Genomic DNA, 22,815 nt, shown 5'->3' on the forward strand with positions numbered 1-22,815 from the left:
GTCATTATCATCATTACCAATGTTATTCTTATGATGGTTCTAGTTGTTCTTGCGATCGTCTTGCGTATCGCAGTTGCTGCGCTGCCACGCAGGTTATCCCTGCTGCTGACCACTTTCCTGCAATGCTTGCTCAATAGCCGCAAGACGTTGCTGTTTCGAATCACCTATCTGTTGTAATTGCTGATGCAGCGAGGGCGTAAATGCCACCGAGCGCCCAGTGCCGTCATCAGTGCTATTCATTGCGTTACTCGCCCCATCGAGCGGAATATCCCTCCAACTGCCACCGGAGAAGACCTCCATTGGCTTCAGTGAAGGCAGATAGATCCCTGAGAACGTGCTAGCCAGCGATGAGGTGCCGCCTAAAGCGGGATCTTTGCTGAAGCTGGGGAAGGAACCTAGTGTGCTGTCGAAGTTAATGCCAATGCCGCTGGCGGCTCCACGTCCGAAAGTGCCCGCCACCTGACTCGTTGGGAGGGTGCCTCCTTCGGTGTTCTGGCGTCCGGTAGCAAAAATGGCAGACATCACTGACTGCGGTGCACCGTCATTACCCACGGTGAAACTGCCGAGCGACGGATTGGCGATCAGACCATCCAATGCCGGCAGTGCTATCGTGGCATCCTGCGTAAACAGCTGGCGTGTATCGCTGGCTGACGGCGTCCGGCCAAGACCGTCGTTGGCTTTGAACTCAGGATCGCTGCTTACAAAACTGCTCGTCACCGTCAGGCCAAAGCTGGTGCTGATGGACGTATTACTGCCGTCGGTGGCTGTCACCCTGATCACCAAGGTACCGACATCCGCATTGCCTGGTGTACCGGAGAAGGTGCCGATGGTCGGATCGAAGCGCAGCCAGCTTGGCAGCGGCGACCCGTTGGCGAGGGTGGCGCTTAGCGTCAGCGTGTCACCATCGGGATCGCTAAAGGTGCTGTCAGGCACGGTAAAGTTGAAGCCACCCCCCTGAGTCACGTTTTGCGGCGGGATTGGCGTGGCGACCACGGGTGCGTCGTTGGCGTTAGTTACCGTCAGGCCAAAGCTGGTGCTGATGGACGTATTACTGCCGTCGGTGGCTGTCACCCTGATCACCAAGGTACCGACATCTGCATTGCCCGGTGTACCGGAGAAGGTGCCGATGGTCGGATCGAAGCGCAGCCAGTTCGGCAGCGGTGACCCGTTGGCGAGGGTGGCGCTCAGCGTCAGCGTGTCACCATCGGGATCGCTAAAGGTGCCGTCAGGCACGGTAAAGTTGAAGCCACCCCCCTGAGTCACGTTTTGCGGCGGGATTGGCGTGGCGACCACGGGGGCGTCGTTGGCGTTAGTTACCGTCAGGCCAAAGCTCGTACTGATGGACGTGTTACTGCCGTCGGTGGCTGTCACCCTGATCACCAAGGTACCGACATCTGCATTGCCCGGCGTACCGGAGAAGGTGCCAATGGTCGGATCGAAGCGCAGCCAGCTCGGCAGCGGTGACCCGTTGGCGAGGGTGGCGCTCAGCGTCAGCGTGTCACCATCGGGATCGCTAAAGGTGCCGTCAGGCACGGTAAAGTTGAAGCCACCCCCCTGAGCCACGTTTTGCGGCGGGATTGGCGTGGCGACCACGGGTGCATCGTTGACGTTAGTTACCGTCAGGCCAAAGCTGGTACTGATGGACGTATTACTGCCATCGGTGGCCGTTACCCTGATCACCAAGGTACCGACATCCGCGTTGCCCGGTGTACCGGAGAAGGTGCCGATGGTCGGATCGAAGCGCAGCCAGCTCGGCAGCGGTGACCCGTTGGCGAGGGTGGCGCTTAGCGTCAGCGTGTCACCATCGGGATCGCTAAAGGTGCCGTCAGGCACGGTAAAGTTGAAGCCACCCCCCTGAGCCACGTTTTGCGGCGGGATTGGCGTGGAGACCACGGGTGTATCGTTAACGTTGGTAACGGTCAGGCCAAAGGTGGTGCTGACTGAAGTGTTGCTGCCGTCGGTGGCGGTGACCTTGATGGTCAGGCTGCCCACATCCCCATTGGCCGGTGTGCCGGAGAAGGTACCAGTCGCCGGGTTAAACGACAGCCAGGCTGGCAGCGCGGTGCCGTCCGCCAGCGTGGCACTGAGCGTCAGGGTATCGCCATCCGGATCGGTAAAGGTGCCTGCCGGGATGGTGACATTCAGGCTGCCACCTTGTGCAATGCTCTGCGCGGCAATCGTGCCGGAGACCACCGGGGCATCGTTCACATTGGTGACGCTCAGGCCAAAGGTGGTGCTGACCGAGGCGCTGCTGCCGTCGGTGGCGGTGACCTTGATGGTCAGGTTACCCACATCACCGTTACCCGGTGTACCGGAGAAGGTGCCGGTAGCGGGGTTAAACGACAGCCAGGATGGCAGTGCGGTGCCGTCCGCCAGCGTGGCACTGAGCGTCAGCGTATCGCCATCCGGATCGGTAAAGGTGCCCGCTGGGATGGTGATATTCAGACTGCCACCTTGTGCAATATTCTGCGGCGGGATCGTGCCGGAAACCACTGGGGCATCGTTCACATTGGTGACGGTCAGGCCAAAGGTGGTGCTGACCGAGGCGTTGCTGCCGTCGGTGGCGGTGACCTTGATGGTCAGGCTACCCACATCCCCATTGGCCGGTGTGCCGGAGAAGGTGCCGGTAGCTGGATTAAACGACAGCCAGGATGGCAGTGTGGTGCCGTCCGCCAGCGTGGCACTGAGCGTCAGAGTATCGCCATCCGGATCGGTAAAGGTGCCTGCCGGGATGGTGACATTCAGGTTGCCACCTTGTGCAATGCTCTGCGCGGCAATCGTGCCGGAGACCACCGGGGCTTCATTAACGGTGGTGACCGTCAAACTAAAGGTGGTGCTGACTGAGGCGCTGCTGCCGTCGGTGGCGGTGACTTTGATGGTCAGGTTGCCAATATCACCACTGGCGGGGGTGCCAGAGAAGGTGCCAGTGGCCGGGTTAAACGACAGCCAGGCTGGTAGCGCGGTGCCGTCCGCCAGCGTGGCACTGAGCGTCAGGGTATCGCCATCCGGATCGGTAAAGGTGCCGGCGGGTACGGTGAAACTCAGGCTGCCATCCTGCGCGACACTTTGCGCGGGGATCGGCGTGGCGACGACAGGCGCATCGTTAACGTTGGTGACGGTCAGGCCAAAGGTAGTGCTGACCGAAGCGTTGCTGCCGTCGGTGGCGGTGACCTTGATGGTCAGGCTGCCCACATCCCCATTGGCCGGTGTGCCGGAGAAGGTGCCGGTAGCTGGGTTAAACGACAGCCATGCTGGCAGCGCCGTGCCGTCCGCCAGCGTGGCGCTGAGCGTCAGGGTATCGCCATCCGGATCGGTAAAGGTGCCGGCTGGCACCGTGACACTCAGACTGCCGCCTTGCGCAATGCTCTGCGCGGCAATCGTGCCGGAGACCACCGGGGCATCGTTCACATTGGTGACGGTCAGACCAAAGGTGGTGCTGACCGAGGCACTGCTGCCGTCGGTGGCGGTGACTTTGATGGTCAGGCTGCCCACATCCCCATTGGCCGGTGTGCCAGAGAAGGTGCCGGTAGCTGGGTTAAACGACAGCCAGGCTGGTAGCGCGGTGCCGTCCGCCAGCGTGGCGCTGAGCGTCAGGGTATCGCCATCGGGATCGGTAAAGGTGCCGGCGGGCACGGTGAAACTCAGGCTGCCATCCTGCGCGACACTTTGCGCGGGGATAGGCGTGGCGACGACAGGTACATCGTTGACGTTGGTGACGGTCAGGCCAAAGGTGGTGCTGACCGAAGCGCTGCTGCCGTCGGTGGCGGTAACCTTGATAGTCAGGCTGCCCACATCCCCATTGGCCGGTGTGCCAGAGAAGGTGCCGGTAGCTGGGTTAAACGACAGCCAGGCTGGCAACGCGGTGCCGTCCGCCAGCGTAGCGCTGAGGGTCAGGGTATCGCCATCGGGATCGGTAAAGGTGCCTGCGGGCACGGTGAAACTCAGGCTGCCATCCTGCGCGACACTTTGCGCGGGGATCGGCGTGGCGACGACAGGCGCATCGTTGACGTTGGTGACGGTCAGGCCAAAGGTGGTGCTGACGGAAGCGTTGCTGCCGTCGGTGGCGGTGACCTTGATGGTCAGGCTGCCCACATCCCCATTGGCCGGTGTGCCGGAGAAAGTGCCGGTGGTTGGGTTAAACGACAGCCAGGCGGGCAGCGCCGTGCCGTCCGCCAGCGTGGCACTGAGCGTCAGCGTATCACCATCCGGATCGGTAAAGGTACCCGCAGGTACGGTGACATTCAGACTGCCGCCTTGCGCGATGCTCTGCGCGGCAATCGTGCCGGACACTACCGGAGACGCATTGTTACTCGCAGTCAATGTCAAGGTAGAGGTTGCGGTGCTACTGGCATCATCATTGGCCGTTACCGATACGGTCCGATTTCCTGCCGTTGGCGTAGCGGCTACGTTGGCATACACAATGGCACGTAGCGCGATCTGGAAGGCTTCCTGCGTCGCACCGCCTGTCAGCGTCAGCGTCTGGCTACCATTACCAGTTACGTTGATGCCGGCGGCATGGGCTGCGAGCAATGCCTGCTGTGAAAGGGATAAGGACTCACTGCTACCGTCTGTCGTTCCTGCCAAATTGAGCGTCAGCGTCCAGAGGCGGGAGTCCCCGTCGGTTTGACTCAGGGTTGCTAAGGCATCCGTCACAGAAATACCCGCAGCGGCGGAGGCTACGGGTACCGTCGTGGAGTAATTATTGCCTGTGGTGGTGCCATTCAAATCGACCTGCGGGGCGGTACCCGCAGCAAACTGCGATTCATAAGCGCCAATATCAACAGCACCTTGCCGTACCCGATCCAAGCCGCGTACATCTGTCTCACCCGTAATATAGAAACGGTTGCCTTGATTAATCGCATTGCTGGCCGTGGCAGCCAGTCGCGGATCGGATGACGATACCTGATTCACGCTGCCACTCAGGATGTTGTTACCGCCGTACAAGGTGTAGCTGCCACCGGCGGGTTGTCCCGTTGGGGTGTAGGCTACAATATCCTGGCTGGTGCCGGTAATGATGGAATTGCGCACGCTGGCGGCCCAACTGAGGGCATTATTGATAAATTCGAAGACGATGCCGTTGTCCTGCCCGGTAATGGTGGTGTTGATCAGGCTGATGTGGGTGCTGGTGGGGTTACCCTGATTCCCGGTTAACCACAACCCACTGATACCGAAGGTGCTGCCTGCCGGGTTAATACCAGTATTGTTGGTGATGGCGGAATTGGTGATCGACAGGGACACTGTTTGCTGGGTACGGGACACAAACAGTCTGATCACCCCTTCATTCAAATTGCCAATCATCAGGTTGTCGTGAATATTCACCCGGTCAAAATCGAAGTTGTAGCTGCCGGGGGCAATGTTAAACAGGTCGAAGACGCCATTGCCGAACATGGTGTCACGGTTGCCTGAAATATCCACGTTGTACAGCCGGAAGTTGACATCGCTGGCACTGTAGCTGATCCCAAACACGCCGCCGGTGTCGGTACTGTAATCGGTGGTGAAATTGGTCAGTGTCAGGTTTTGGATGGCCAGGGTGATCGACCCGGTAACGATTTGAAAACCGGAATAGCCGCCACCGTTCAGGGTGAAACTCTGACCGTCAATCAGCATGCTGTCGGTCGGCGACAGAAGGGAACTGGCCAGCGTCACGTCGGTTTGGAACACAATACGGTCAATACCCGCCGTGTTATTTGCCCAATACAGGGCTTCACGCAGACTGAGCCCGCCGCCGTCATTGGCATCCTCTTGCACCGAACTGCCGAAAGTTGCATTGTCGCCGATATCATCCCCGGCGGTGACAAACAAGGCGCTGTTGCTGGTAAGCACGTTGACGTTTGAGGTCAGACTGAGTGCTGTGCTGTTGTTACTGCTGCCGTTGTCGCTGACGGCGCTTAGGGTGACTGCACGCGTAGCCGCGGTGGCGGTGGCGCTGGTATTGCCATAGCGCAAGCCATCCACCAGCCCGGCTATCTCACTGTTACTGGCGCTCATGCCGCTCAATTGCAGCGTGACGGTGTTACCGGAGCGTGTCACGCTGTAGCTGCCGATACCGGCCAGGGTGCCGGAATTGTTGGCGCTCAGGCTGATGTTATTGCCGCCAACGTTGATAAATTCGCCGCTGTCGGTGGCATTGGAAACCGTCAACGTTAGCGAACTAAAGGTCTGGCCGCTGTCGTTGGTATTGGCGCTGACACCGCTGAACAGATCAATCGAACCCGCCATACCGCCGATAAATACCGGGTTGCTGCCAGTGGCGCTGAGTGTCGGCGCTGTGCCCGCGCTGGCCGTGGTGGCATCAACCTTAACTACACTGACCGTATTATTACCTGCACTGTCCCTCGCCACCACATACACATCATACGCAGTGCTGGCGGCAAGGCCGGCCAAGGTAAAGCTAAAGTTGAATGGCGAAGAACCCAGCACCTGGCTGCCGGAGGCGGTGGCGTTGCTGCCTGTAGCGGTTTGCCCAGCGATCACTTGCGTCGCGGTTGGAGCACTGGCACCGTCAGCCACCACCACATAATACACATTGCCAGTTTCAGTGAGGCTGCCGCTCAGGTTAAAACCGCCCGCGGTGGCGTTGGAGACGCTGGGTGACTGGTCAAACGTGGGGGCGATATCATCCACCACCACCAATGACACCACTTTGTCATAGGTAGCGGCACCGTCAGATACCTGTAGGCGTACCGAGTAGGTACCCGCTGCCATGCCAGTGGCGTTGACTGCTTTTAGGGTGTTGCCGCTAATGGTGAACAGCGCGTTATCGGTACTGCCGCTGCCACTCACCAGACTGTAGGTAAACACCGAGGAATCCACATCGGTCGCCGTCAGGGTGGCAACAGTGCCGTTGCTACCGAGCGATTGCGCAAAGGTGGTGGCAGAGAGCGTAATATCGGTCGGTGCATCGTTCACCGGTACCACGGTGATGGCGCTGCTGATATTCGGCGCAATGGTATTGTTGCTGGCGCCGGAATCGGTCAGTTGCGTCAGCGTCACCGTGCGTATGGCATTGCCGGGGTTGTCGCTGCTGTTGCCATACGTCATGCCGGACAACAGGCTGCCCATGTCGCTGTTACTCAGCGTTGCACCCGTGATGCTGACCGTAGCAATCCCGCCGCTCAGGCTAACGCTTGCAGAGCCATAGCCACTGCCGAGCGAGACACTGTTACCGTTGCTCAGTGCCACATTGATGCCGTGAAGGGTCAGGTATTCGGTGCTGCCTGCCACATTGCTGACGGTGAATGCCGCACTGGTGAAGGTTTGCCCGGCGTCATGGGTGTCGACGCTGACACCAGTAAACACGCCGACAGCCGTGCCGTTTTCGGTGTAGGTGGGGTTGGCCCCGGTGGCGGTGACGCTGGGAACGTTATCGGTGGAAGCGACGAGAGCTGCGGTGACGATATTATCCCATGTAACGGTACCGCTACCCATTGTTGCTGTTGTTAATCTCACCTCATCAATATTTTGAAACGCATTGGAGAGTGTCGCCGTCTGGAATGCGGTAGTGAGGGTGATAGTTTGCGTTGCACCTGCCACCGCGCTACCGTCTTTATACCCAGTGATGGTGAACGTTGATGCGTAACTGCCCAGCCCTCTAAGATCAATGCTCGATAGTTTGAATTCGCTGCCATCCGTCGATTTAACCGCAAAATAGTTAAGATCTCCCCCAGGAGCAACAATCGTATTCAGGACCTGATTACCGCTTATCGCAACAGTTTGAAGTGTTACTCTGTCAGTACTGGAAGCAATGTAGGTAAAGCCGTTGTTGATATCATCATAAGATTGGAGACCAGGCTGGCTGCTGACAAATGTAGACGAGCCTGAAAATTGCGAGAATGTGTTGGTGCCGAGAGTCGGAGAAGCGAGTAAGTTATTGTACTCTCGCGTTATTTCACCCAGTGCAGCATTGTTCGTTTCTATGCTACCAACCGTTGTTTCCAGTTGCCAGTTTCCCCCTTTGGCTATAGCGCCAGTCAAATCATCCGAGGCTGCAATATCTGCCTGAGTGAGCTGTGAGAGTAAAGAGACAAAACTTTTTCCTGTGTCTTGTGCAATATCACAGCCATAGAGCAGCAGATCGCCATCCTGTGTTAACGCTGTGCCGAGTTTAGCCAGGTCGGCCGAACGAGCCTCCGCCGTAGCGCTATCAAGCGTCAGATTACCAAGGCGAACCTGTCCTTCATTGCCATGGCTCAATATATGGATCGCGTCGTAACCCTCGTGGGTTTCAGCCCATGCTGCCAACTGGCTCAGGCCGTCTTTGCTGCTGTCCAATAAAAATACATCAACCCCAGTGGGGACACTATTGACCAGTGTTTGGTAATCCGTTAGCGCCGTATCAATAAATACCGCTTCTTTACGTATTGTTTCGCCTGCAACCGCCTGTACAACGACGTCAGTCGTGATGTCATGAGTGGCACTATTCTGATCGGATGATGTGCTGTTCTCCGATGCGGTCTCAGCAGAATGGTTTGCAGTCTGTGCAGGATGAGAAGAGGCTGTGGCGTCACTCGAATTACCGGTTTCAGCCTGAGTAGCCGTTGCGGCTATTGCACCGTCAAATAAGACGCGGGATTCAAGGACACAACCAAGAGGAGTGGAATAATCCTGCTCAATGTGGTCAGTTGGATGGTCACTTTTTTTACTGAATAATTGGCGCCACAGCATAAGACATACTCCAGAGTGGTGTTAGTACGTATAATTTTTCTACAGCTAATATCGGGAAGTCATCACTAAATACGGACTATCAGTACGCTTGCCATTGTGCGTACAAACAGACCACTCCTATGCCCATCATTAGATTACATATTACGCTTTTAATTTCACAATCTTACAAATGTTGCGCTTCCCTGAAAATGAGGGAAGCGCGTGGTTATTAGTTTGGATTTACAGGAAAAATGCCTATAGCCGCTATGCACGCCGTTAGCCCCACACTGGGGTTACGAACGCTGAAAGGTGTGCCGCCAATATTAGGGGAAATGGCTATGCCTGTTAGGTTAGTTACACTAAACGGGGCGGAAAATGGCTTCAACGTCGTGGTGGGTGAGGCATTACTATAAATTTTAGCTGGTGAGTCAGCCCCGCCAACAGCACTTAAATCAAACGAAGGAGACGTTGTCGCCAATGATGTCGTGTTGTCTGGTACGTTAGTCGTTGCCGCACCGTTTACCACAGGAATAGCGATAGAAGCCGTGCCGCTAGCGCTTCCAGAAGAGGCAACGGTAGCCGGATGTATGTGTGGGGCAACATTACTTGTCGTCAATGAGACATTCTCTGCCCCAAATACTTGTGCACGAGTGACATTGGCTAATCCTGGCCCTTGTCCAGTCCCTACCGGTACTCGCCCACGCATGTCGGGGAGCGCAAAGTTACCTTGCTGTAGAGAACCTCCCCAAATATTTCCGATCAAGGCATAAAGCGCCTGATATTGATTGATCGTCACCGTTTGTCCATTTGCAGGAAGATATCCCTCTGGGCAATAACTGGTGACCATATAACAAATAGAGCCAATGTAAGGCTCGGTACTGCATGCAGATGCGGTAGCTGATTGCGATAGGCCTACAGCTAAAACAGTCGCGATCGCAGATTTGGCAAACAGACGCTGAACGCATTTCATAAACATCTCTCCTTGGAATGGGGACAGTTCCACGCTGGGTGAAATATATTTGATGATTTTGATGCTTGGTCTTGTGATGCCTAACTTCACTTGCTAAGTAACATGTAATTTTATGTAAACAATAAAAACAAAATTACATATAAAAAGTGAAACTAGCAATAGGCTTTTACGTAGGCCGATAAGAAAAAGATTTGTTTTTTTAAATTATTGATTTTTAATAAAATTAATTTGGTTTGATTTGGGCTTGTCAAAGGAGGGATGTGCTGAAATTGCTGCGATATGTGTATGTTGTCAATGTAATACAAAACCAGAGAGAAATTTATTTGTTAATAAAATGTAGTGTATGTTCGGCACGATAGGGACGTGAAAACGTTAGGTAATCTTATTAACTGATGAAATCAGAAAAGGTGTAACGCTTTTCTACAGAATCTGGAGCATGCTCTGCTCCAGATTCCCACAGAGGTAGGTGTATATGTTGAGGATAACCAACCCGCTAAAAACCACTTTCCCTGATACCCAATGCTGCTACCCGACGCCACACCGTACCAAGAATAGATTCCTTTTCTCCTTCCAGAATGACGCTTCCCCGTAGAGGCTGTTGCAGCGGTAGGAATTGCTCTTCCTGTACTATGAAACGAACGCGGTACTGTGCCTGCACTGGTTGAGGATTGTGGTCGCGGTCGCGTCGTACGGCAATCGGGCCGTGGCGATCGGAAGCGAGCATTTCTTGTTGCAGGTAAGCGCTGCCCGTGGGAGCAATGTCATGAAGCGTGACGTCAAGACGTGGGAAAGCGGGATCGTCGGCAAGGAAGATGCCCTGTATGCCCTCTTGAGTACGCATGAGGGATTCTTCGGGTATATAGCCAATCACCCGTCCCTGCGTGGGTTCCACCACGCGTAATAATGGCGTATCCGCCGTTAGCCAGCGTCCTGCTGTCATATCACGAGCCAGATCGCGTACTACACCTGCTTGCGGTGCTCGAATCGTTAAGCGTTGACGCTGTGCTGCCAACCCACGATAGCGTGCCAGCGCCTCAGCTAACTGCCAATCCATGACCTGAATTTCACTCGCCGTTTCCTGTCGTGCCGCTCCACGCTGTCGTTGCTGTTGTAACTGGGCGATACGCTGACGCTCAATATCGAGACGATAATCCAGATCGACTGACGTCAGCTCCAGCAGAATGTCTCCGGCATCTACCCGCTGACCATCTGTAACGTGTAGCCGGTTAACCTGCGCCGGAACCGGACTGTAGAGGGTACTGACCTTCTCGGATTCCAATACGGCAGGAATGTGGATGCTGCCACCCCATGGATAGAGCAAGATAAACAAGAGGGTCGAGCACAGCAGGGCGCTGCGCAAAAAAGCGATGGGGTGTATTGATTTGCGCATTGACCACCAGGCATAGGCTTCTTTGGCTATCGGTAGCGCGATAAACCAGACGATTTCAACCAGCATTAAACCAATGCCGATCACCTTGATAAAAAAGTGGTAAACCACCAGCGCGATGCCAAAGAACAGGAAAAAGCGCCATATCCAAGAGGCATAGCCCCATACCAGCAGTTTGCGTTGCAGGGAGGGAGAGAGGTTTTCCGGCGCAGGGTGACCATGACCGAACAGACTTTCCCGCAACCGCCAGCGGCAGAGGGCATAAGCACGTTCTTGCAGATTCTCTACGCGCCAGAAATCGCTAAGTAAAAAGTAGCCATCGAAGCGCATCAAAGGGTTAAGGTTTACGACCAACGTGGTCAGCCACGTCGCGCTGGAAAGCATAAAGGCTGCCGTTCGTGCCGGGCCATCTGGCAGTAATGCCCAGGCCAATAGCGCAATGACCGCCAACATCAGTTCGGCCAGAATACCGCCCGCGCCGATCAGCAAACGTGCCTGACGATCCTTCAGTTTCCAGGCGTCGGTAGTGTCAGTATAAAACAAGGGAAATAACACGATAAAGGCAACGCCCATGCTTTGCACACGGCAGCCCGCCCGTTTGGCCATGAAGGCATGGCCTAGCTCATGGATAAATTTGGCGAACACCAGAGAGACACCGAACACGGCCATACCGGAAAGGCTGAAGAGGTGTGGAAACGAATGGGTGTAACGTACCCAGTCTCGACTGACTAAAAATAAGCCCAGCAGCAGGATTAATGGAAAGACCCAAATCAGAAAGGGCGCGCCATAGCGCTGTAGCCACGGCCAACAGCGGTTGAGTACCGGATCGGGTCGCCACAGAGGAATGCGGAAAAAAAGATACTGGTGCAACACACTTTTCCACAAACTGGTGCGCATCGCCTGAGCTTTGCCCAGATAGCGCTGACGTTGTTCCGCATCACTAGCCGCGACTAAATCATGCTGGCGCAGGAACTGCAGTAGTTTCTCCAATTCTTTCACTCTCAGCGGCAGGCCGGGCTCACTGTTGGCGGCGGCCAATATTTGCTGCGGCTGGCGCAATGGCCAATGCCGCAGCAGGCGGATAGCCGAGGGAGTCAGGGTAAAATAACGCCCTGTTATAGGATCGGACAGCACCCACTGCGGGGCTCCGTTGATGCCAGGAGCCGATTCTACCAATTGAAGATCGGCGCGCAGGGGAGGCAGATGCGGATTCATAGTCCAATCGCCTGACGGATCACTGCTAGCGGGCGACGGAACAAATAAACGGCAAGGGGAACATAGTCGCCGGAAATTTTTGCCGTGCCGCGCAGGCCGATACGTGGCGGTGTGTCAGTGAAACGTGCATCCAGACGGTAGGCTAGATTGCCGGCTGGTGTCTGTTCCGACTCATAGGCGATACGTTCTAACAATGCGGCGTGTGGCGTCAGTGGATCGCTGTCCAGAAACAGTGTAATGGGTGCCTCTTGCTGCAACTGGATGGCGTCGCCCACGTCCAACTCGATGCGTAACGCGGTGAGAGCGGGGTCTGCCAGCTCCATCAAACGTTCGCCGGTGCGTACCGGCTTCCCCATCCAGCGCGTTGCATCGGCAAATACCGCAATGCCATCCCGTTCGGCGCGGATTTCTGCGCGACTCAGCAAGGCATTGGCGTAATCGCGTTCCGCTCGTTTTTGTGCCACCTGAGCGGCGAGAAAGTCGAGCCTGGCTTTGGAGTCCGCATCCTGAAACGCACGTTGAGAACTCGCACGATGCTCCGCTTCGGCGACATTCAATGCACGTTCGGCCACATCTGCCTGAGCTTTCAAGGTTGTACTGTCAAAGCGAACCAACACGTCTCCTTGACGTACACTCTGGTTCGGTAACACGGTAAAGGATTGGATCACGCCGTCCAGTGGGGCGGCGACGACACGGCCTTGATGAGGAATAACCTCGGCGGGAGCCAACACGGATTGGCGCACCGGAATGAACAGGCAAGCGAGCAGTAGCAGCGCAGGTACGACGATTTTCCACCGAGCCCGGCGACGCCAACGGGTCGTTTGCGGTTCGAGAGCCAGCCAGGCGTGGCTAAAAGCCCCGCTGAGTTGCTCCGCCAGTACCTGATCGGTACTCTGCCATGGTTGCTCTCTTGCATACCAAATACCACCGAAGGGGTTCCCTTGACGATCGTTGAGGGGAGACCATAGTGCCTCGGGGGCAGACAGCGCCTGCCAATCTTTACGGCTTTGTTCATCAAGCTGTGAGGCTTGAATCACTCTGCATTGCGCCAATGCTTTCTCATCGACGGATGATAACTGCGTACAGGCTCGTTCAACAAAGGCGACAAAGGGAGCATGGGGTGCAGGTTGAGTGACGCCGGTTACGGCGCGCACCTTACCGTTAATCACAAGGGCGGCATGGCGAAAACTGAATAGCGGCTGGCTGTCGTTGACGATGCAGTAAGCTAGCTCTTCTATGCTGTTGGCTGCCCGTGCTTGCTGCTCGAGGTCAAGGAAGCGGGCAAACGTAGCGGTGCTGACAGACGTTGGCGTAGTACTCACCTCGCCTCCGAAAACTGTGCCGTTCCGCTCATACCGGCCATCAAGGTATTGTCCGCGTGGGCCAGCGTACCAATCAGGCCTAGGGTTTGACTGCTCTCATCAATACGTGCGCCAAGCCGTGTGACCTTGGCTTGCAACGGTTTTCCGGTTTCATCCGGCGTGAAGGTAAAGACTAATCCGGGTTTGAGCACCGACAGAAGTCGTGATGGTACTAGCAAGTTGATCTCTAGATGGCGGTTATTCACCACGTCCAGCAGTGGAGCACCTTGCGCCACACTCTCAAAGGCTTGCACACGGCGTTTTACCACCTGACCGTCGAAGGGGGCGGTGATGCGACAACGATTGACCTGAATTTGGTAAACCTGGCTTTCTGCCTGAGCTTGTGCAAAGTGCGCGGCTGATAACGATACCGCGTGTCTCCCCACTGATTTCATCTGTGCCAACTGCTGATTTTGGCTCAGCTCCGCTTCTGCGGCTCGTGTGGCAGCAGAAGCCGCAGCCAATTGAGCTTGGTAAATGGAACAGTCAAACCGCACCAACAGATCGCCTTTCTTGAAGGATTCCCCTTCCCTAAACGGTATTTCCACAATACGTCCGGCCAATTCGCTGGACAGTGTGGCTTGTTCCACCGCTATCAGAATACCGCGAGCCTGATTGTCAGTAGACGTGAGAGATGATGTGTCATGAGAGGGCATTGCCAAGAGTGGGTCGCTCGTTTGTGCATGGGCCGCAAACGCGAATAAGGAAAGTGCCAGCAATTGAAAAGCGTGGCGAAATATTACGTTACTGAAACCATCCACACTGACCTGCCTTATTTGTTGAGGTGTGTGCCACGTCAGAAAAGATAAAGGGACTTTCTGAATTTTCACTTATTAATGGTGCTTATTTTGGGGAATATAATGGTACAAAATGCGCTGAATTGACAACTGCAATAGAGGGCTGTTCTGGTCTCAGTTTGTCGTTTTAGCCCATGTCTGTGCGATTTGAAGCTCGATAGATATTAACACCTGAAATAACAGGGGCAGCGGTGCTGCCCCAATAATACTATGCCGCGATTTCCCCATGATGAAACGGGAAAACCGGTCGTGGCTTACTGGTGCTCCTGACGGGCGTCATCGCCAAACGTGATCGCTCGTCCACGCGCATCCATTTGCGCTTTATCGCGGCTGAAGCCCATTTTGGCGCGAACGCCGCCCAGCATGCCGCTCCGTTGATAGATTTCGTTCGCCCGATCGCGGTTGTACTGGCTATCGGGGCTGATTTCCAGCGCGCGGTCGATCCACACTTTGGCCAGATAGCTATTCTGGGTGACGCCCGCCCCGTTACGGAAAGCATACGCGTAATAACCTGCCGCATAGTCGCAGTTGGCATCATCTTCATCGTTCCATAATTCAGGCAGGACGACATCCACACAGATCGCCTGATCTTCCGCAATGTTGCTAAACAGCAGCAGCGTGCTCAGTTCCCTTGCTGCTCGTGTCCATACCGTTCTCCCCACGTTGGGGCGATGCAGGACGCCGAACATCAGTTCGCGTGCGCGCTGGTACTGCTCTGGCGATAGCGTTTCATTATCTCTGATCAGGCAATAGGCAATGTTGTACTGGCAAATCTCGCTGCCGGCATCTGCCGCGCGTTCCTGCCAGTAGTCTGATTTTTCCTGATCTTCGTAAGGCGAAGGATCGCGGCCGTTACGGCGGGAAAGATGGCCGGAGTATAAATCCGACAGCGCAGCCATTGAGGAGGCTTCCCCCCAGTCAGCGGCTTCATGCAGCAGGAATACGCCCGCTTCTTCAGAAACATACTCGAACAGGTTTGTGGCTGCTTGACCAAAATTTGTATCTGATTTCATTACACGGCAACGGGCAAGCAACGCATCGCTATCAAATTGGCCTTTTGAGATACCGTAGAAGCCAAATTTACTGGCGAGCGCCGCGATGGTGGTTTCATAGTGCGCATCGCCCCAGTATTGGCAGCGTTCCAGCCATTTCGGCATTAAACCGAAACTATCTTGAATGTGGGCGAAATCCAGACAGCTGATTAACGTGGCGAATGCATCGCCTTCGGGATCGGATTCTGGAGAATCAACCTGCCACGCTTCAACCATCAGGTCGTAGGCCAGTTGCATATCCGCTGTATTCCAGCGAATGCCGTTTTCATCCTCGATACGTGCATAGTGGCTGAGGAACCAGGCGTACTGGCGTAAAACACGTGCGCGGGTTTCTGGAAAAAGCTCCAGACTAAGCAGCCAGTCGAACGTTTCCCGACAGTATGTGATGCTTTCGGTATCGCCCACGTCTGGAATGAGTGCGGCATAGCCAAGGTAGTCCCAACACTGCGTCACACGCAGGCTGTTACGTTCCAGCTCTGTCAGCACTTCACACTGTGGCCCATCAATAAATTGTGTCATGAGCTCATGGCTGCCGCCCCAGCGTGGGTACAGGAAGTAAACGCACTCTTTGCGTACTTCTACATCCTGTGGACGAACGGCTAAGGTGACACGCAGCCAGTAGTGCATGGGCTCTTCCCATTCGTGTTCCTCTCTGGCCGGCAGTGATGCGGGCAGAGCAACAGGAAGCTCAACAAGCGCTTGTGCGCCTTCATTACGCAAGTGCTGTAGACCCGCTTCCCACAACTCGGGTTCCACCTGCGCCTGACGCTGTGCGTAGGTCAGTGGTTCACCACCTTGTAGTAATACGCCCAGCCATTGCGGTTCCCCTAAATAGCAGGTCAAACGAAACAGGCGGGAAAAGGCCAGCGCAGGCCGTTGATGTAAAGCACTGGCGCGTAGGTAGGCCGAGACGCCCAGATCGCGAGCCAGTTCCGCGCCCATCCAGCGATCGTCTTCTACATATTGCCCGCCGTTTGAGGTACGAATCCGCGCAGCGGCGTTCTCCCAATATTGCCCTGTCAGATAAGTGGCGTGATAGCTCTCTGGGCATGCGGCAACCCATGCCTGCAAGTGTGACAGGGTATCAGCATCAGATACCGCTGGGTCAAAGAGCGAATTAACGTGCCAAAGATAGGTATAAGGCAGGTTGGGGCCATCCAGCCAAATCTGGTGTTCTTGCTCCAGCAGGGTATCGAGTGCATCGAATTGATGCGTCGCGAACATCTCGCGCAGCTGCGTGCGGCGCTTAACCAATGCGGTGAGTGATTTAGAAATTAATGTCATAGCGTAAATTCTTGGCCTGTTGTTGAGTCATCACGCCGACAACATCGCGCTTTATCAGCAGCATGTGCAGGCAGGATTTCGGGGGTCACCGTGTTGTATCTACTTGATAATGATTACAGTTATACCAACAAATCGGTGCGCAGACATAGATATTTACATAAATGTAAATAACCGTTTAAAACGGTGTAAATGGGGACGGGAACGGCACCTCACACACCTGTATGCGCCGGAAAAAGGCTTCCGCGACGCCGAGCAGCAGGCGCTCTCGATCTATGACATCAGCGAACGGCAGCGACGTGCGCTGGTGCGCACCGAGTGGGGGATAGTCTGGCAACATCCGCAGGCGGGATTACGCCCCACGGTGTTTGCGGGCGGCAACATCGGTGAGCGGCTCATGGCAATCGGCAATCGACACTATGGCGATATTCGCCGCAAAGCGGCGCAGTGGATGGAAAACGTCGAGCTGCCAGAAAACTGTCTGGACGATTTGCCAACCACCTTTTCCGGCGGTGAACAGCAGCGCATCAATATTGCCCGCGGGCTTATCGGCGACTACCCGATTCTGCTGCTAGACGAACCGACGGCTTCGCTGGATGCCAAAAACCGACTGGCTGTCACACAGCTCATCAACAATGCGAAGGACAAAGGGTGTGCCATCGTCGGCATCTTTCACGATGCCGATAGCTTCCAATGCTCAGGAGACCGCAAATGATCATTAATAACGTCAACATGGTGCTCTCACGGGAAATTATTCATGGCTCACTGGAAGTGCGCAACGGCGTGATCCATCACATCAGCGATAGGCCCAGCCGTCATCCCGGTGCGCTGGATGGCGAACAGGTCTGGCTCCTGCCGGTGCTTGTCGAGCTACACACGGATAATCTCGATAAGTGTTTTACACCGCGCCCCGGCGTTAACTGGTGGGTTCACGCCGCTGCATTGAAGAAGGGCGGCGAGCCGACCTGCTGCTCGTCAAACGGCACGCGCCGCAAATGAAGCTGATGCGTGTGTGGCGTCAGGGCGTCCGGGTATTCTGATCATGACGAAACTCATCTACCTCATTGGCCCTTCCGGTGCAGGCAAAGACAGCCTGCTGCGGGCGATTCGTCAACTTGCACTGCCACGCCTGCTGGTGGCGCACCGATACATTACCCGTCCCGCTGAAATACAAGGCGAGAACCATATTGCACTGACGCCGGAGGAGTTTGCGATTCGTCAGCAGCTTGGCCTCTTTGCGCTCCATTGGCAGGCGCATCAGTGCCACTATGGCATAGGGATAGAGATTGATGACTGGCTACAGCGAGGGAATGACGTCATCGTGAATGGCTCACGGGCTTACCTGACTCAGGCGCGTGAACGCTATGGCAACACGCTGTTTCCGATATGCCTGACCGTCTCTGCATCGGCACTGCGAGAGCGGTTACGCGCCAGAGGACGGGAAAGTGAACAGCAGATCGCTACGCGTTTGCAGCGTGCTGAAGAAGAGCAAAGCCGCTTAGCAAACGACTGTGTTTTATTGAATAACGACGGCGATCTGCAAGGCACCTTATCCACCTTTCAGTCGCTGCTGTCGTTCGACAGCACTTGTGCGACGCGCAGCGAACAATAGGCCGAGTGGTAATCGCACCGAAGAGCAGGAGGAAACCGATGGCAGCAAATAGTGACGGGAGCGTTTTTCACTTTCTGGGAACCGGTGGCGCGCAGCAGGTTCCCGCCTTTGGCTGTGAATGTGAGGTCTGCCAGCAGGCGCAACGCGATGAAAAAAAACGGCGTCGTGCCTGCTGCGCGGCAATCACCACAAAAGACCACATCATTCTGATTGATGCCGGATTGTCTGAGCTAGCGCCGTATCTGCTTCCCTATCCGATCCGGCATATTCTGCTGACCCACTATCACATGGATCACGTTCAGGGATTATTTCCCCTGCGCTGGGGCTACGGCGAGCCCATTCCGGTCTTTGGCCCCCCAGACGAAGCGGGCTGCGACGAGCTCTTTAAGCACCCAGGGATCCTGCATTTTCAACCGCACCTGATGCCTTTCCAACCCTTCGAACTGGACGGCATCAGGATCACGCCGGTTCCCTTAATCCATTCTAAATTAACCTACGGTTACCTCATCCAGACGCCGATGCATACGCTGGCCTACCTGACCGACACCATCGGACTACCGCCCGAAACCGCCGCGTTTCTCTCATCCCACACGCTGGACTATGCGATTGTCGATTGCAGCCACCCTCCCCAGACGACGCCTCCGCGCAACCACAATGACATCACCTGTGCGCTGGAGATCTTCACTCAGCTAAACCCCAAACAACTGTACCTGACCCACATCGGCCATGAACTGGATCGCTGGCTCCAAACGCAAACGTTGCTGCCTGAAAACGTTCATGCAGCGTATGACGGGCTGGTGTTGGGGTTGTAGGGGAACGGGATTGTTGGCGAACGGTTTAAGGCGAACAGATACCATCGCGGTGCCATCAATAATGATGGCAGTGTTCTGTGTTAGAGCATGACTCAGTGACCGTGAACAGTCAGTCCTACCAATCGGGTAACAATAGGACGGACAATCAGTATGCAAACAAAAGCGGCTGGCATGGCAACCTGATAGGCATTCATCACATTTTCCATGTAATGTGGCCCCATGCCAAATTCGGCCAGAATGATGACCAGACACATCAGAAATGCCATGATGGTCGCCATATAAAGAGCAAATACGTAGGGTGAAGTGTGCTTAGGGAAGCGGAATCGCGGGGTATTTTTAGCAACAGCATTAGTCATCAAGTTATCCTGGTTAACAACGGTGAGTGAAACGGTTGCTAACCTATCAAGCTAACTAGGATGGTAGTAGAGCAGCTATGCTTTAATCATTATTAAATAAAAGTAACGAATCAAGCGTTGGGGATAATATGGATGTGTTAGGGCTGATTAGCAATTTTATCCGCGTGGTGGAGAACGGCAGTATCGCCGCGGCGGCACGAGCTAAAGGTATGAGTCCGGCGGCGGTAAGCCAGAGCCTTTCACGGCTTGAGACACATTTGGGCGTGCGCCTGATATCGCGTACCACCCGCAGCATGACATTAACCGAAAATGGTAAACGTTATTTCGAGAAAGTACGTCATATTCCACATGATATCGAGCTCGCTTCGCAGGCTGCTGCGAGTGAAACCAAGCTGCAAGGTCCGCTTTGCATCGCGACGACTGCCGCGTTTGGTCGGTACGTTATCGCTCCACTGATGCCTGCTTTCAAAGCGTCTTTCCCCGATATCGATATCGAACTGATTAGTACCGATCGCAACGTCAACCATCGGTTGGAAGGCGTTGACGTCAGTATTCGCATTGAGGCACAGCTGAACGATCAACTGATTGCCAGAAAAATCGCATCGATACCATTTATATTCTGCGCGGCCCAGGCTTATCTGGATCGCGCAGGCACCCCTCAGACTCCCGAAGAACTCAGTCAGCACGCCTGTCTGGTTTTCCGCTATCCCACAGATGGACGTTTTCTTCCCTGGACATTTATGGTCAACGGGCAAGCTGTTAACGTGAAGCTCAACCCTAAATTCATCAGTGATGATATTGATATCATTGCAAAAATCGCAGCAAACGGAGGCGGCGTTACCCGTCTGGCAAGCTTTGTTGCCCAGCCGTTGATAGACAGTGGTCAACTCACGCCTTTGTTCTGTTCAGACCACCGTAACGGTAACCACGTAGAGTCTTTACCTATGAATATTTATGCCTGTGTCAATGAACGTTCGGCACTGAATTCAAAGGTAAGGGCATTTATTACGTTTTTAGAAGCTGAGATTTAAGACGAGAGCGCAGCGATTTTCTGTGTAAATACAGTTAAATGTAGGCTCAAGTGCCAGGCTGGTTTTTTTGAGTAAGTGGCCTGTAGTGTCGTTATGTGTGGAGTAGTTCCACACATAACAGGGCTAAAAATCCACATTTTGGAATAGGTTTTTCGAGATAATGCATCGAAATGATTGTGATAAATTTATTGATTTAACTGACGTTTTTTATTGTTTTTAGAGATGTTTCCAGACGTCAGTTGAGATGATTAAACATGACGGCTAAATCTAGTTCCTCTGAGTCCGAACTAAAATCGCTGTTCCAGAACCTTCTCAAGCTTGCTTACCGCCGCACTAAATTTGGCCGGATTTTTAGCATATAAGGCCGATAAATTATGCTGTTTCCAGCGAATAGCGGGAAGATGTTGAATATCAGGATAGCGATATAGCGACCAGTCAGGGGTGTTTTGCTTATAGCTAAGTAAAAACTGTTTATCTTGAGTGGTAAAGTGAGATCTCAATGCTTGCGGCAGTAACGTCGTCACTGACAAAAGTGATTCCAGAGACGTTTCATGCTGCGTCATACCCGAAAATTCCTGTTGGTATAGTGTAGCGATCCGTGCAATATCCCAGTTTGGTGCCAGTAGTTCAGCGATGGGACGGGGATGACCAGCCAGATAGCAAAGAAATCCATCAAAGAGCTCGCGTGTGAGGCCCGGTTTCTCCAGCATATTTAGCACGTCAAACAGATCGCGTGGATGCTGGCGATCGAGCGCGGCGCAGATTTTACCGCCGTAAAGATCTGCCAGTGAAACGACATTCATGGTGGTAAAGCCGAATTCCATTTCTACCTGCTCGCATACCGGTATTTCTGCTGGAGGCAACAGCAATCCACGCCAAACCGGACTGACTTCAATCTTTATCTGTGCATTAGCGGTGTTAACGATGATGCGCTTTTCATCGGCTTTATTATCCTGTCGAATTGCAGTGATCCCAGGTTGGCTTTTCAGCGATTCGGTAATGCGCATCAAGGCGTCATCGATAGCGGCTAGATCGGTATCACGGTCCATGAAGGTTTGATAAACCAGATCGATATCTACTGATAGGCGAGGGAAATCCTGCATAAACAGATTGATAGCTGTGCCGCCTTTCAGCGCGAAACAGGACTCTTTCGCTACATGAGGCAGGGCGGTCATTAACAGCCTGACCTGTCGGGCATAAATATCACGCTGATCCATCTTCGATTCCTTTCGATTTAAATTCCCTGGGAACGGTGATTTGGTAATCCGGTTCCAGCCAGCCGCCGGGGATAATTTGCCGCTTTCCAGCGCCTGTTTCTATACCACTTTTATCGAGATACTGAAAATAAGGATGCCCATTGCGCTGGGCAAGGTAGAGCATCACCCGGTTGGTTTTTACCGAACGACTGGCGGAAAGCAGCGCCTGTAATTTACGCGGGCTAAGAAGGTGTAGACCCTGAAATAATGCATCGGCATGCTCAAATGATATTTGTGTGGGAACGCCGCTGGCGATTTCATACGCGGCCAGTTCTGGAACGCTGCCAGTCAATCGCCGATCGCCGATTCTCAGTTCTGTCGTGAATGGCATCACATCAACCGACAGGCCTGATGTGTAGAGAACGACAAAGGTGGCGGATTTTTCAAAGGCGGCGAACCACCCCGGTAGCGTAATGTACGCCGGGAGCGTGAGCCAAACTTGAGGTTTACCCGGTTCGGTATAGTGGGAATAACCTTGTAACGCGATGCTCGTCAGTCCTGCTACCCGTATTGGTTTTTCCCATTGTGTTTGCAGGCAATAAACCGCATCTACCCAATCCGGTTCTCGGCCCGTCCGGCAGTAAACGCCGTGAGCGATCCGCCTGAGCCAACCGTTTTGGACATAGACGTAAGAGAGCTTACGATCTATGCCGTTGCGGGTAAGCCATGATTGGAGCAACACCTGACCGGGCAGTGTGTTTTGCATTAGCCAGTTTAGATAATTAGTCAAATATCGCCTCTGAATAGACAATTATGAAAATTATTAAACTATCTTAGGTTTATCCGTTCTGCATAACAAGATTGAGTTTGATTATTTCAAAAGGTGTCGATTTAAAATCGACATATCCTGAAAAATATAAACATCAGATGAAAACGGGCAAGTAAGGGCCAAATGTATTCGGTCGATTTAAACCGCTTGCGACGCATCGCTGATGGCGCTATCGTTTACCCGCACCTGCAAAAATCAGGTGTCGGGATTGGTCTCCTGAAATATACCTTACTGGCGGCATAGGACGCGCTCGCGTCTTTTTTTATGTCGTAC

General features: G+C 54.2%; 13 protein-coding genes and 1 pseudogene. 5 read left to right on the top strand and 9 right to left on the bottom strand.

Annotated features, from left to right (window positions below; genetic code table 11):
* Positions 1-93: 93 nt before the first annotated feature.
* From BUB06_RS05620 to BUB06_RS05645, 6 genes are all read right to left on the bottom strand, one after another.
* Entirely contained in the window at positions 94-8,664 is an 8,571-nt protein-coding gene (locus BUB06_RS05620; RefSeq protein WP_039470575.1) for a putative Ig domain-containing protein, read from the bottom strand.
* Between the two features lie 208 nt (positions 8,665-8,872).
* Entirely contained in the window at positions 8,873-9,613 is a 741-nt protein-coding gene (locus tag BUB06_RS05625; RefSeq protein ID WP_072012968.1) for a phage tail protein, read from the bottom strand.
* 493 nt (positions 9,614-10,106) lie between these two features.
* Positions 10,107-12,215 carry a site-2 protease family protein gene (locus BUB06_RS05630; RefSeq protein WP_039470577.1) on the bottom strand — a complete coding sequence of 703 codons (2,109 nt, stop codon included), beginning with the start codon at positions 12,213-12,215 and terminating at the stop codon, positions 10,107-10,109.
* A complete protein-coding gene (locus BUB06_RS05635; RefSeq protein ID WP_039470579.1) occupies positions 12,212-13,537 on the bottom strand; it encodes an efflux RND transporter periplasmic adaptor subunit in 1,326 nt (441 codons plus the stop codon). The genes BUB06_RS05630 and BUB06_RS05635 overlap by 4 nt, the downstream gene beginning before the upstream one ends.
* A complete protein-coding gene (locus BUB06_RS05640) occupies positions 13,534-14,337 on the bottom strand; it encodes an efflux RND transporter periplasmic adaptor subunit (protein WP_039470580.1) in 804 nt (267 codons plus the stop codon). Before BUB06_RS05640 ends, BUB06_RS05635 begins: the two co-directional genes overlap by 4 nt.
* Positions 14,338-14,627: 290 nt before the next feature.
* Positions 14,628-16,709: a DUF4034 domain-containing protein gene (locus BUB06_RS05645; protein WP_039470583.1), complete on the bottom strand. Its 2,082-nt coding sequence runs from the start codon at positions 16,707-16,709 to the stop codon at positions 14,628-14,630.
* 109 nt (positions 16,710-16,818) lie between these two features.
* Here BUB06_RS05645 and BUB06_RS05650 point away from each other — a divergent pair, with 109 nt between their 5' ends.
* The 4 genes and pseudogenes from BUB06_RS05650 to phnP all read left to right on the top strand — a co-directional run bounded on the left by BUB06_RS05650 (position 16,819) and on the right by phnP (position 19,130).
* On the top strand, positions 16,819-17,421 hold the full coding sequence (locus tag BUB06_RS05650) for an ATP-binding cassette domain-containing protein (protein WP_072012969.1): 603 nt from the start codon (positions 16,819-16,821) through the stop codon (positions 17,419-17,421).
* A pseudogene (locus tag BUB06_RS05655) lies at positions 17,418-17,645 on the top strand (alpha-D-ribose 1-methylphosphonate 5-triphosphate diphosphatase); the annotation flags it as partial. The gene BUB06_RS05650 and the pseudogene BUB06_RS05655, both read left to right, overlap by 4 nt.
* Positions 17,646-17,748: 103 nt before the next feature.
* Positions 17,749-18,318 carry a ribose 1,5-bisphosphokinase gene (gene phnN / locus BUB06_RS05660; RefSeq protein ID WP_039471022.1) on the top strand — a complete coding sequence of 190 codons (570 nt, stop codon included), beginning with the start codon at positions 17,749-17,751 and terminating at the stop codon, positions 18,316-18,318.
* A 38-nt stretch (positions 18,319-18,356) separates the two neighbouring features.
* A complete protein-coding gene (gene phnP / locus BUB06_RS05665; protein ID WP_039470585.1) occupies positions 18,357-19,130 on the top strand; it encodes a phosphonate metabolism protein PhnP in 774 nt (257 codons plus the stop codon).
* Positions 19,131-19,222: 92 nt separating this feature from the next.
* Here phnP and BUB06_RS05670 read toward each other — a convergent pair whose 3' ends face one another.
* A complete protein-coding gene (locus BUB06_RS05670; RefSeq protein WP_010286385.1) occupies positions 19,223-19,486 on the bottom strand; it encodes a DUF2798 domain-containing protein in 264 nt (87 codons plus the stop codon).
* Positions 19,487-19,614: 128 nt separating this feature from the next.
* On the opposite strand from BUB06_RS05670, the gene BUB06_RS05675 reads away from it, so the two are divergent.
* The gene (locus BUB06_RS05675; RefSeq protein WP_039470587.1) at positions 19,615-20,517 is read left to right on the top strand and encodes a LysR family transcriptional regulator; all 903 of its coding nucleotides are present in this window, start codon (positions 19,615-19,617) and stop codon (positions 20,515-20,517) included.
* A gap of 287 nt (positions 20,518-20,804) precedes the next feature.
* Here the strand turns inward: BUB06_RS05675 and BUB06_RS05680 are convergent, their stop codons facing one another.
* Complete coding sequence (locus BUB06_RS05680) at positions 20,805-21,734, bottom strand: nucleotidyl transferase AbiEii/AbiGii toxin family protein (RefSeq protein ID WP_039470590.1); 930 nt, start codon at positions 21,732-21,734, stop codon at positions 20,805-20,807.
* Complete coding sequence (locus BUB06_RS05685; protein WP_039470593.1) at positions 21,721-22,503, bottom strand: type IV toxin-antitoxin system AbiEi family antitoxin domain-containing protein; 783 nt, start codon at positions 22,501-22,503, stop codon at positions 21,721-21,723. Before BUB06_RS05685 ends, BUB06_RS05680 begins: the two co-directional genes overlap by 14 nt.
* Positions 22,504-22,815: the final 312 nt, after the last annotated feature.

The organism is Pectobacterium carotovorum (genome assembly GCF_900129615.1).
GTDB classification, from domain to species: Bacteria; Pseudomonadota; Gammaproteobacteria; order Enterobacterales; family Enterobacteriaceae; genus Pectobacterium; species Pectobacterium carotovorum.

Coding starts and splice junctions, on each gene's coding strand:
- BUB06_RS05630 (WP_039470577.1), bottom strand. CDS start 12,215: ATGAATCCGCATCTGCCTCCCCTGCGCGCCGATCTTCAATTGGTAGAA.
- phnP (WP_039470585.1), top strand. CDS start 18,357: ATGGCAGCAAATAGTGACGGGAGCGTTTTTCACTTTCTGGGAACCGGT.
- BUB06_RS05620 (WP_039470575.1), bottom strand. CDS start 8,664: ATGCTGTGGCGCCAATTATTCAGTAAAAAAAGTGACCATCCAACTGAC.
- BUB06_RS05645 (WP_039470583.1), bottom strand. CDS start 16,709: ATGACATTAATTTCTAAATCACTCACCGCATTGGTTAAGCGCCGCACG.
- BUB06_RS05670 (WP_010286385.1), bottom strand. CDS start 19,486: ATGACTAATGCTGTTGCTAAAAATACCCCGCGATTCCGCTTCCCTAAG.
- BUB06_RS05625 (WP_072012968.1), bottom strand. CDS start 9,613: ATGAAATGCGTTCAGCGTCTGTTTGCCAAATCTGCGATCGCGACTGTT.
- BUB06_RS05675 (WP_039470587.1), top strand. CDS start 19,615: ATGGATGTGTTAGGGCTGATTAGCAATTTTATCCGCGTGGTGGAGAAC.
- phnN (WP_039471022.1), top strand. CDS start 17,749: ATGACGAAACTCATCTACCTCATTGGCCCTTCCGGTGCAGGCAAAGAC.
- BUB06_RS05650 (WP_072012969.1), top strand. CDS start 16,819: ATGATTACAGTTATACCAACAAATCGGTGCGCAGACATAGATATTTAC.
- BUB06_RS05680 (WP_039470590.1), bottom strand. CDS start 21,734: ATGGATCAGCGTGATATTTATGCCCGACAGGTCAGGCTGTTAATGACC.